Below are 11489 nucleotides of genomic sequence, written 5' to 3' on the forward strand. Positions count from 1 at the left end.
TCTTTGAACCGCAGCACTTGCGGTTCTCTAGAAAACTCAAAGGCACAATTTGGCTGTGGGCTTGATTTTCCTTTGAACGAAGTGGGCCTTTGCCGGCGCATGGATGCGCGAACCGCACGAAGTGCGGCGGCAACGAGCCAGGATGGCGTGCCCACGTAGATCAAAGGAAAATCAAGCCCACAGCCAAATCCCCGTGCCATCGACGTCTCCCTAGAAACCACCATCCAAGAGCGAAACGTCTCGAAGAGAGAATCCGTCCTAATTCGACTAACCACTAATCAGACATTGTCTAGACATTGATTGACACCCGCTTTGACCACCTCGAAGGAATGCCTTTTGAGGGGTGATTCATTCTAGGAACCCATTCATTCCGCGCACTTAAGGTTTCGGCACGACACTTGAACTTACCTCTCTGTAACAGGAGGTCGCGGATATGAAAACGAAACATCTCAAAATCGGACTCGCTCTAGCAGCCGCCACGCTCACGTCAGCTCTTTATATGAACTTCGATTTCTTCCACTGGAACACGGTCAATGTGTCAGCGTTAGAAGTCGTTAATGAGGCTTCACGCGTAGAACACGCCAAGGAACTTCTTGGTCGTAACTACAAAGGCAGTGACGCTCAAAAGCTTGAAGGCCGAAGAGCTTTAAATGAAATGATTCACACTAAAGTACAAAACTCTTTAGCTCCTCGCTGGAAAGCTCAGGCCCGCGCTATTGCTCGCACTGTCATCACAGAAAGTGCCAAATATAAAATGGACCCTGTGTTTGTGTTAGCGGTGGTTAAAACAGAAAGTAAATTCAATCCATTGGCTTTAGGTCGCTTTGGCGAAATTGGTTTGATGCAAATTAAACCTGACACTGCAGAGTGGATCTCAAAAAAATATGGCATTGCGTGGAATGGCAAAAAAACTTTGGAAAATCCATCTTCAAACATCCGCATCGGTCTTGCCTATATGAACTACCTGCGCACAGAATTCAACGGCAAAGCCGTGAAGTATGTCAGCGCATACAATATGGGTCCCAAGAATGTGCGCCGCTTACTTGCAAAGAATATGAAGCCTGCTGAATATAACACTCGTGTGATGAAAAACTATGGCGAACTTTACGCAAGAATCTCAGATAGCAACAGTCTTATCGTAGCATCTAATTAATTCAGACGAGAACAGAACAAATTTTCTTCTCGTTTTTACAAACAAAATCAAAAAAACTGTAAAAGCCACTTTACAGTTTTTTTGATTTTGTTCATTTCTTTTTGATCCGCACCAAAAGCAGACACGAATATTAAAGTTTTGTTTATGTTTGTTTCCCTCTAACAAAAAAACTTTGTTACGCCGACAAGTTATAGCGTTGCAAATCCATCATGATAAAGCTGCAAACATTCCAGAAAGATTAACGCTAACAGTTCGCCTGTTTTTGCAGGCGGGAGAAAAATGCCTATGAAGGACAATGGTTCGATTTCACCTTTACTGTACGATTTGGACTATACGATTATCACGGGTAAAGATCTTCACGATCGACAACCCACGGAGCTGCACAACAAAGCTTACGCTTATTGGAAAGCCTTCTGGAGAAATGTCTTCAAAGAAAATGGCATGCAAGGAGACGTCCTCAGAAAAGAAGATTTTTTACGGGAAGATTTTATTACCATTCTTTCGCACAAAGATGAAATCGCGGGAATACATCTGTATTGCCAATTTGATTTAGAACTCGAAGCTTCGCGCGATCATATTTATTTCATGCACAACTACGGGCCTCAATTTACGGAACAGCTTAGAAAAAATGGCATCCGTCACGTCATGACCATTGAGTATCTCACGGTGGACCCTGCCTGGCGAAAATCCAAAGTGGGTGTAAGTTTGGGCCACGTTTTTTGCGCTTTGGGCGCTCAAGTGGCTGCCTACTTGGATGTAGATGCTGCCGTCAGCGCGTGTCGAATGGACGTCGGAGCCAATGACATGCTCGCCAAATGTGGAGGGGTTTCCTACGGAAAAACGGACCTCTACAACACTCCCGTGGAATACATGGTTATTCCACGAGAACTCAATCGCACTCATTCAGATCCCGCTGTTGCCAGTTTAGTCAATCAGTATTGGAATCGCCGGATTGATTTAACAACTCGTTTACCAAAACGAAGTCATTTAAAAATTGCAGTTTAATTATTGGAGAACACATGAAAAAACAACTGGCACAAAAGTTTGAAGAAAAAATTTTGCAGACACAGGTGCTTTTCGATAACTTCCCCTGGGAGCAAAAAGAAGCGTATGCAGAACTGCTCGCGCAAACGTATTACTATGTTCGTCACACGATGACATTCATCGCAACGAGCGTTGCGCAGTTTAATTTAATAGACCGTCCCCTTCACCGCCAATTGATAAAACATTTGGCCGAAGAAAATGGTCATGACATTATGCTGATTAACGATTTGAAGGCCTTAGGAATGAAAGTCGAAGACTTCCCGGAAAGACCTCAGACGTCAGCACTTTATCAATCACAATATTATTATTTCGATCATGAAAATCCGTATGCCCATTTTGGCTACGCCTATTACTTAGAGGGCGTTTCAGCTCACAGTCTTCAGGCTATTGCGGATACAACGACAAGAATTTACGGCGAAAGAGCCTCCACCTTTTATCGCTTGCACGGTGAAGAGGATGTAGGTCACTTTGCCAAGGGTTTAAAACTTCTTGAGGGCCTGCCTCCGGAAGCCTTAGAGAGCATTGAGAAAAATCTCAATGAAACAAGTTTTTTCTATATGGGAATGGTCGAAGCGATCAGCCAAAAATGGGCGAAACAAAAAGGACAGAAAGCAGCCTGAGAGGTTTCTATGACTACAAACAGACAAGATCTTTTTCTTCAGTTAGTAAAAGATAATATGGAGTCTCCACAGATTTTACAGCGCACGCCAGAACCTTCCGGCGTGACAGACGGTGAACAAAACGTGAATCAGTACAATCGCGTACTGAACACGAACATGACTTCAAATTATGCCATAGCCATGGATTTAATGTACCGCTGTCGTTCTGAGAACTCGAACCATAGCGCTTTGGATTTATGTTCGGGCCCGGGCCTGCTTACGATGGGACTTTCAAATTATCTAGGCTACAAACACGTGCTCGGAGTTGATCTATCTCAACCGATGACGTCCATCGCCCAACAAAATGCGAAGCTCGCCGGACTTGAGGGAAAAGTGCGATTTAAAACCGGCGACGTTATTAATCTCCATGAGGCGGATCATTCATTTGATCTGGTCAGCTTTACAAACGCCGCCCATCACCTGCCGGATCTAGCGAGTGTTCGCAGAGTCCTCACCGCCAGCGAGAAGGCCGCCAAACCTGAAGGCATCGTTGTCCTTACGGATATAGGTCGCCTTAAAACAGCCGAAATCACCGACCGTTTTGTGGCTCTTGCCGGAGAAGAGTTCATCAAGCTCAATATGCCGGATATGTATGAGGACTTCAGAAACTCAATGTATGCAGGCTGGACTGCGGAGGAACTTGCCACCTGCGTTCCAAAAAACACAAAGAGAGTTTGGGTGCAAATGGTCCCCACTGGATTGACTTCACATTTGGCTTTATTAGGTCTGCCCGCCGGACGAGAGAAGATTTTTTTACGTGAGAGTTACGATTGGCAGTCGTCAGGTTTACTTAGAAGTGACGAGGCCAAGTCGGACTGGCAGGTGTTACGGCACATTGTGAACACAGCCAACTTTAAAAAGCTGGCTGCGTAACAAGAATTAATTCCAAAGACCTTTCACAGTCTCGATAAGCACGATGGCTTCAGTTTGTCTGTTCTTTTTAAGAGGACTGATTAACTGGATTTCCATGTAACACTCTCTTTTCTCGCTTGAATTGATTTCCTTCAAGAAATGAGGGCCCAAACCAGGAGCGTGACTTTCAGTGATTTCACCATTGAAAACTTTGCTGCAAACTTCGAAAGTTTTCATTGTTTCCTGAGGGTCACGTTCATAAAGATGCCACCACTCTAAAGAGTACAACTCCTCCAAAGTGTAAGTGCAGCATTCAAAGAATCTGAAATTGCGATAAAGCTGTTTATTATCCGCGGAGTAAACTTCAACTAAGTTTTCATCGGTTAAGTAATTGAAAACGTCAGAACGTGGAACCAATCCCAACTTAAGGAATGCTTTCCAAACGAATGTCGAGTTGTCTCTAAGCTTGTAACCCTCAGCAACTTGTTCTTCGCAAAGCTCTTTGAAGAAAGTCAAACTTTGCACGACTTCTTGTTTTTTCTCTACAGAGAGTTTTTCAAAATAAGGAAGTCCTGGAACGTAAGGCTTACGATGAACGCCTTCCGTCGCAAATAGCATGCAAACTTTTTGAGCTAGCGACTTGAATGACTCATTGAGTTTAAGGGAGGTTTCATCTTGGGTTTTTAGTATTTCCACAAATTTCCTCGAATTTAAATAAAAACTTGTTGATTAAAACAAGAGATTCAACAATATTCTGATTTTTTTATTTTGTCCATCTTGTGAATGTCACTTAGAAGAATTTCGCCGTAATTTTTCTTATCATTACCCAAATGCAATCTTCAAGCGAACTAGACTTTTCGATTTTCCACCAGCGTTGCAGATTCGATGACCAGAATCGCATCGACACGCTTGTCCCGCTTTAAAGGACTCATGAGTTTTATTTGCTGCATAAAAACTCTTTTCTCTTCACTGCGAATTTCTTTTAAAAGGTGGGGTTCAACCTGCGGGACATAACTCTCTGTAACGTCACCTGAGATGACTTTCGAGGCCGCGTTAAAAATTTTCGAAGTCATCGCCGGATCTCTTTCATAGAGATTCCACCACTCCAAAGAGTAGAGTTCTTCGAGTGTGTACGAACAGCATTCAAAGAATTTGAAGTTACAATAAAGCTGCTTATTGTCCTTTGAGTAAATCTCCACAAGATCGTCATCCGACATAAAATTAAAAACATCGGCGCGCGGGACATATCCTAGTTTGCGAAAAGCTCTCCACACGAACGTAAAGTTGTCTTTTAACTTATAACCCTCGGCGATTTGCTCTTCACAAAGCTCTTTAAAAAAGACCAAGGTTTTTACGATCTCTTGTTTCTTTTCTAAAGAGAGGGACTGGAAATGAGGAAGACCTTCCACATAGGGTCTGCGATGCACGCCTTCGGAGGCTAACATCATACAAACTTTTTGCGCTACGATCTTGAACTCTTCAAGGAGCCGCAGAGATATATTTTCTTGAAAATTGACTTTAGCCATAGAAAGAAAAAAGACAAAAAAAACCCCGCTCGAAGCGGGGCTTCGTGAACGCTTACACGTTCTTATTTAAAAAATCCAAGATCGCATCTTTAGGATGGTTTCCTACAAGCTGACCGATTTCGCTGCCGCCTTTGAAAAGCAACATCGCAGGAATACCGCGGATGCCGTATTTACCTGGAGTTCCAGGATTCTCGTCCACGTTCACCTTCACGATTTTTACTTTTTGACCAAGCTCTTGAGCGACTTCTTCCAACTTTGGAGCCAAAGCACGGCAAGGTCCGCACCACTCTGCCCAAAAATCTACGAGGACTGGTGTTGAAGAATTCAAAACTTCTGTTTCAAAAGAACTATCTGTGACTGGTGTTGTAAATGTGCCCATGAATGGCCTCCGTCTAAATCAAGTACCGATTTCTTATATTAATTTGAACATCAAAAGGTCTACCGTCAAGATGCACAAGGATCAATTATTTTTTAAACATAGCCTTCGTGAATTGACGTCGTAACTCGTCGAGTTCGTTGAGGTTTTGCGGGTCCCAATCCGCTTCTAGCTCACGTTGGCGACGACGCGCCTCAACTCGAGTCAGCGTACTTTTTGGAGAGACCTTCACATCTGCAACAATTTCGCTGTATTTTGCAATACGCTCTTTAAGGCCCTTTTCTGATTTTTGCAGGTCATTTTGGGCCTTAACTTGAAGTTCCTGCTCCTCCGCATCGACTTCGACTCTCTCCACTTCCGGAGTGCCTCCGCCCAAAAGTTCGCGTTCTAAGGACTTTAAATCGACATCCGGAAATGCGGTTTCTTCATCTCGGGTGGCAGCACGCTCTTCGGAGGCCGCCGACATTCGATCGCCAAAACGAAAAGAGACTTTTCTCTCTTGTTCTTCTGTATTTAGCGTGAACTCTTGAGAGTTTTCATGAACTCTCTCGACACCCAATGAAGCCTGATCAGAATCCGCCGAAGGCTCCCCTTCAACCGTTCCTTTAACATAAATGGCTTCTTCTTCTGTCGAATATTTTCCGCCGGCAACCGAGGAACCGGTCTTTTGAGGACTCTCCACATGCATTGATTTGTTCAAGCGCTCCAATAACACGGCTTCATCGTGCCCTAAGATTTTTCCGATCACTTGAACTAAACGCAAAGGGGGAACCGGGGCTTCCAAAATCATATCAACACGAATGCGAATAAGATCTTGAGGATTGGGTTTAAAGTTTGCCGGGAAAATAAGCACTGACTTTCCCTGCCAGCGGGTCATTTCTTTCAAACGTTTTCCGACGCCCAAGGAATTTACTTTTCCTCCGCGCCCAGCACCCACAACAAGATCCGGATTGAATGCCAACATTTGCTCCGCGATTGCGTATTCGCTGGAAAGACCGATGACATCAAAGCCCACTTTTTTCAGTGTGGCTTCCACCTCCATCAGGTCGGCATAATCCTCGTAAACCAAAAGAATCTTGTTCATATCATCATTGTCAGATAAGGATGCTTTACCGTCAATAAGCTTGGTTCTGGACAATGGGCGCGATGACACGAATGAGCCCTCAGACTAGAATAGACAGCATTCACAAGGAGACTCCTTTTTGAGTATCTTTTACGGAAAAAAAGCCGCGCAGTACATTTTCTTTGAGATGCTTCCGAGCTTCATTTTGGGACTCTTGGTCTTTATTTCAATCATCCTCATGTTTCAGGTCTTGCGCCTGACAGAGTTCGCCCTGGTTCATGGGGTGACACTTAAAACCATCGCCGAAATCATTGGCTATGTCGTGATTTCACTTCTCCCCGTTCTTTTTCCCATGGCCTTGCTCTTTTCGGTTCTTTTGACATACGGTCGCCTCAGTCAAGATTCTGAGATCGTGGCCATGAAGGCTTCAGGTCTTCCTATGGGAACCTTACTGATGCCCGCTTTGATTTTAGCCACGTTTGTCGGAATTATTTCAGCGCAAATGTCATTCAATATTGCGCCTTGGGGAAACCGACAGTTCGAGGTTCTTTATTCTCGTCTGGCGAACACAAAAGCAGGTGCTGTGATCAAAGAAGGAACTTTCTCGGAAGGTTTTTTCGATATGGTCGTTTACGCCAATGAGGTGAACTCTGACAAAGGACTTCTCAAGAAAGTCTTCATCTACGACGAAAAATCAGGCGATGTGCCTTTAACGATCATCGCCAAAGATGGCGAGATTATTCCCGATCCAGAACGTCCCGGTCATGAAGTTTTGTTACGTCTTAAAAATGGTGAAATTCACCGCCAGGCGAAAACACATACGAAGATCAGCTTTGATACTTATGACGTGCATTTTTCTGAACCTGTTAACACCGATGAGAAAGCAAAATCTCCGCAGTCCTTAACTTTGGAAGAAGTTCGTCATCGCCTCAAAGAAGATCTGAAAGACAAAGATCTAGAGCGCACTCTGCGCACCGAATACCACAAGCGCTGGGCGATCACTGCACTCTGCATCGTCTTTGCGATGATTGGTGTGGGTTTAGGAACAACGACCAACCGTCGCGCTGCTAAAGCTGGTGGCATGATTCTTTGTATTGGTCTGATTATTTTTTATTGGATTTTATACGTCGCCGCCGAAGGTGCCGCACGCAGTGGATCACTACCCGTGGCTGTTGCAATCTGGACACCTAATTTGATTTTTGCAATTTTGGGTGCTGAGGCTTTAAGAAGAAATTGGAACTAAGCTGCAGAGGCGGCGGTCTAAAAATTAGAGCGATGCAGTAGCATCCATACTACCACGGTCATCCTTGACCACATCGCCCCTCCCTTAACTCAAATGGTAGGGGCAATCCCGGTGGCTTGCAAAAGAATTTTTTAGATCATTTCATTTTTTTCTTAAGAATTTTAGTCACTTAACAAAGCCACTACAGGTAGTGGGCGGACTCTCGAGAGCTCGCTATCCCTACTGGGGACATTTTATCATCACTTAATTCCGAATTAAAAAACATGGATAAATCTTGAGCATCCCTCACGAGCTGTGCCCCCTCCACCAGCAAATCCAAACTTCCTGCAAAGTGCGGATCTAAAGGATGACCGGGGACAATCCATACCGCACGGCCCAACTGAATTGCTTGTTGAGCTGTGATCAAAGTGCCGCTGCGTTTGCGTGCTTCCACGAGCAGTGTGGCTTTACCGAGCGCTGCGATCAGGCGATTGCGGTGATGAAAAAGATGTTTGTGCATTCTTTGTTCGTGCGCATACTCGCTTAAGAAACATCCACCTTGATCAACAACAGACGAAATCCATTCCTTCAAACTTTCAGGATACATGGCTCCCAAACCTGACGGCAGAACCACGACGGTCGCTGCATCTTTGCGCAAAGCTGTCGAGTGAGATTTCTGATCCACTCCCCTGGCGCCACCACTCACTACGCAGGGTTTTTCTTTTTCGCAAAACGGAGCAAATTCTTTCTCCATCCACTGCACGGATTCAAAACTAGGCTCGCGACTTCCCACAACCGACAACGTTCGTTCATTCAACCATGCCGGTGATCCTAAAAAACTTAAAGTCAGCGGAGGTTCCGCCATCCAATAACATTGTGATGGAAAAAGCTCTTCGCCATAGCAGACAAGCTGCACACCTTGCATTTTTAATTTCAAACTGTCTTCACAGTGCTTCTTGAAAAGTGCGTGGTTTTTCTGAATAGCGGCAAACAGCTCCGGCAGATGATCTTTCAGTCCCGACATCAAACTGTCAGCGTGAAGATTTCCGGCATTCCCGAGAGTTCGATAGAGATGATGGATCTCGTCTCTTTGCACGGTGTATAGAGGATGCGTTTTGATTAATTGTGAGAGCGAATAAAGATCATTCATAGCAAAAGGGCCCTGCAATTCGCAGAGCCCTTCCGTTTCTTTTTAAAGTTCTAGATCAGAATCGTCGGTTCCGGAATCCGGCGCCGGCGCCGTTTCGTTAGAAGGAGTTGATTCTTCAAACTCTTTCTCGAAGTCATCATTGGATTCTTTTTTCGACGGAGCTTCCATCACAGGCTGCTCGTTAAAAGCATGGGTGACGGCTTTTCCAACGTAATCGCCCAAAACAATGTCATCGGTAGCGCGAGACACGTAAGCTGTCGCAAAGTTAGGTGACACGCGAACGATTTTCACGACACCGATCACGCGGTCATTGATCACAGCCTCCGAGTTTTTATTGCGGATTCTTTCATCGGCATAAATCGGAAGACTTTGGCCCACTTGCAAACCTTGATTCGAGCCTCCATCCAAGAACACCACAGAGTTGGATCCGAAAAGAGTGCGCTTTTTATCAAACTGCCCACCCATGATTTTAGCACCCACACCTGACGTCAATGCTGTCACCGAAGGGTCAATCATTGGAAGTTTTCCGGGAACAAGGAATGATCCGACCTCTAAAGGTTGAATCGCTTTTTTCACAATTGCGCGATAAACATTTTTTTGATCGTTCACACGCTCAAGGATTTCGATCTCACCTTGAATTTCGACCATGTAGCCTTGGCGTTCTTTCACTTGCGGGTCTTTGACTTGCGTTACATTTTTCTGTGCTACAAATTCTTTGCCGCCAGCCTCATCAAGACGCACAAACACGTATTGATAATCACCCGCTGTTTTCATCGACATCTCTGTGCCGGTGATGACACCCACACCCTGCATGGGACTATCGTTGATATAGTACTCAAGATACTCTGGGCCCGTCGGGAATTGATTTTTAGGAAGATCCACTTGAACTTCTACAGGTGGCGCATTCACGGCTCCCATGCGGTACAACGGCAAACTATCGGGAAGATGCTTCAACAAAGGAGCGCGTTTTTTGGGTGGAGGAAGCGTCGTCTTTGTTGTCTGCTTGCGGACTTCCTCTGTGCCGTCTTCTTTCACGACTTTTTCTTCTTTAGTCGTCGTGACTTCCAAAGTCGGAGCTTCATCCACACTTCCGGCGAAGAACTGCACATTCATGCCCGGTTCAATTTCATGGGGATTTTCGATCTGTCCTTTATTTAAAGACCACACCTTCGGCCAAAAGAACTGATCGCCAAAAAGCGTTGTCGAAATTCCGGAAAGAGTATCTCCCTTTTGTACTTGGTAAATTTCTGCCTGACGATTGCCCGCGGCTTTTTCCCAAGATTCTTCAGAAGTGGGTTGTTCATTGTAAGTTTTGTAAATGCGATGAAACTCGGCTTCACGAGAGTAATCAGGCTCGCTGCTGCCAAAGGCTGTTTCTGTACTTGGCGCTGCCTCATGCGGAGTGACCGAAGGTTCTGCAGGAATATCCATCGGAACTGTAGGCTCGGCGTACTCAGAAGGTGGCGCTGGCGTGGTTTCATGACCGCCCGGCCCGACTTCTTTAAATTCGGGAACCGTCGGCTCTACGATTTCAGTTTTTTGTGGTTCCAGAACGTCCAAAGGATCAGATTCCCAATTGGCGTCAGGAGGCGTGTCTTGCGCCTGAGCAACAAGCGCACAAAAAATCAGAGTTAACATCACGGAGAACTTTTTGTTCATCACTCTAGCATCCTTGCGAGTCGTGTGAGTTATTTAAACATTTTCAATTCAGCGTCAGCGCGGAAAGACTCAGGACTTCCTGGGAATTTCACGCGCACTTCTTGAAGATTGCGTTTCGCAAATTCTGGCAAATTCATTTTTTTGTATGTCATTGCTTTCGCGAATTTCGCTGCACCTAGTTTGTTACTGCGTGGATATTCTTTTTCAAGACGCGCAAAGTATTTAATCGCCTCTGCGTAGTTATTGTGATCCACCGCCATGCGCCCTGCTAAGAACAAAGCATTGTCAGCGTAAGCGCTTTGCGGAAATCTAGCGAGCAGACTTTGCAGACGACTCTTAAATGCAATTTCATCGTCGCTTTGATAAGCGCTTACCATTTCAGCATATAAGGTGATGTCATTTTCTTTCGAAATATCTTTTCCTGTGAGCTCCACAAGAAGAGATTGCTGACTTAAGTCTTTCGAAGATTGTTGATGTGCTTGTGCGGCAGATTTCGCCAGTACGCTCATAGGAACACTTAAAAGGACCGTTGCTGCTAATAGTCTAAGTTGCTTCATCTCTCGACACCTCTTGATCTTTCTCCAGTATGACACGCATTGAGAAGTGCAAACAAGCAGGAGTTATCCACATAAAATGTTGAGTTATTGTAATGCTAGACCTTGGACCTGTTGGTTTTCAAGGGTTTCAGCGATTTGCACAGAACTTACGCACAAGATAACCACATGAAATAATTAAAGATTAATACATTAATGCCGTGTAATTGAGCGAGCAAATGTCAGATCTTA

Annotated in this window: 12 protein-coding genes; 5 read left to right on the forward strand and 7 right to left on the reverse strand. The window is 44.9% G+C overall.

The window, feature by feature from the left end:
* Positions 1-433 precede the first annotated feature (433 nt).
* From ACLSSO_RS11770 to ACLSSO_RS11785, 4 genes are all read left to right on the forward strand, one after another.
* Complete coding sequence (locus ACLSSO_RS11770; protein WP_413942908.1) at positions 434-1153, forward strand: lytic transglycosylase domain-containing protein; 720 nt, start codon at positions 434-436, stop codon at positions 1151-1153.
* 285 nt (positions 1154-1438) lie between these two features.
* Positions 1439-2158 carry a hypothetical protein gene (locus ACLSSO_RS11775; RefSeq protein WP_295904843.1) on the forward strand — a complete coding sequence of 240 codons (720 nt, stop codon included), beginning with the start codon at positions 1439-1441 and terminating at the stop codon, positions 2156-2158.
* Between the two features lie 14 nt (positions 2159-2172).
* A complete protein-coding gene (locus tag ACLSSO_RS11780; protein WP_295904846.1) occupies positions 2173-2817 on the forward strand; it encodes an iron-containing redox enzyme family protein in 645 nt (214 codons plus the stop codon).
* A gap of 9 nt (positions 2818-2826) precedes the next feature.
* Positions 2827-3729 carry a class I SAM-dependent methyltransferase gene (locus tag ACLSSO_RS11785; RefSeq protein WP_295904849.1) on the forward strand — a complete coding sequence of 301 codons (903 nt, stop codon included), beginning with the start codon at positions 2827-2829 and terminating at the stop codon, positions 3727-3729.
* A 6-nt stretch (positions 3730-3735) separates the two neighbouring features.
* Here ACLSSO_RS11785 and ACLSSO_RS11790 read toward each other — a convergent pair whose 3' ends face one another.
* The 4 genes from ACLSSO_RS11790 to ACLSSO_RS11805 all read right to left on the reverse strand — a co-directional run bounded on the left by ACLSSO_RS11790 (position 3736) and on the right by ACLSSO_RS11805 (position 6694).
* Entirely contained in the window at positions 3736-4404 is a 669-nt protein-coding gene (locus tag ACLSSO_RS11790; protein WP_413942909.1) for a hypothetical protein, read from the reverse strand.
* Positions 4405-4556: 152 nt separating this feature from the next.
* The gene (locus ACLSSO_RS11795; RefSeq protein WP_413942910.1) at positions 4557-5156 is read right to left on the reverse strand and encodes a hypothetical protein; all 600 of its coding nucleotides are present in this window, start codon (positions 5154-5156) and stop codon (positions 4557-4559) included.
* A 130-nt stretch (positions 5157-5286) separates the two neighbouring features.
* Positions 5287-5613 carry a thioredoxin gene (gene trxA / locus ACLSSO_RS11800; RefSeq protein WP_295904853.1) on the reverse strand — a complete coding sequence of 109 codons (327 nt, stop codon included), beginning with the start codon at positions 5611-5613 and terminating at the stop codon, positions 5287-5289.
* 85 nt (positions 5614-5698) lie between these two features.
* On the reverse strand, positions 5699-6694 hold the full coding sequence (locus ACLSSO_RS11805; protein WP_413942911.1) for a hypothetical protein: 996 nt from the start codon (positions 6692-6694) through the stop codon (positions 5699-5701).
* 118 nt (positions 6695-6812) lie between these two features.
* On the opposite strand from ACLSSO_RS11805, the gene lptF reads away from it, so the two are divergent.
* Positions 6813-7916, forward strand: a complete 1104-nt coding sequence (gene lptF, locus ACLSSO_RS11810; RefSeq protein WP_295904857.1) for an LPS export ABC transporter permease LptF — start codon at positions 6813-6815, stop codon at positions 7914-7916.
* A gap of 181 nt (positions 7917-8097) precedes the next feature.
* Here the strand turns inward: lptF and ACLSSO_RS11815 are convergent, their stop codons facing one another.
* From ACLSSO_RS11815 to ACLSSO_RS11825, 3 genes are read right to left on the reverse strand one after another with little or no spacing between them, the layout of a single operon-like run.
* Positions 8098-9045 carry a DNA-processing protein DprA gene (locus ACLSSO_RS11815; protein ID WP_413942912.1) on the reverse strand — a complete coding sequence of 316 codons (948 nt, stop codon included), beginning with the start codon at positions 9043-9045 and terminating at the stop codon, positions 8098-8100.
* 42 nt (positions 9046-9087) lie between these two features.
* The gene (locus ACLSSO_RS11820) at positions 9088-10704 is read right to left on the reverse strand and encodes a LysM peptidoglycan-binding domain-containing protein (RefSeq protein WP_413942913.1); all 1617 of its coding nucleotides are present in this window, start codon (positions 10702-10704) and stop codon (positions 9088-9090) included.
* A 29-nt stretch (positions 10705-10733) separates the two neighbouring features.
* On the reverse strand, positions 10734-11261 hold the full coding sequence (locus ACLSSO_RS11825; RefSeq protein ID WP_413942914.1) for a tetratricopeptide repeat protein: 528 nt from the start codon (positions 11259-11261) through the stop codon (positions 10734-10736).
* Positions 11262-11489 lie beyond the last annotated feature (228 nt).

Origin of the sequence: Bdellovibrio sp. HCB-162, assembly GCF_047344985.1 — a bacterium.
Classification (GTDB): Bacteria; Bdellovibrionota; Bdellovibrionia; order Bdellovibrionales; family Bdellovibrionaceae; genus Bdellovibrio.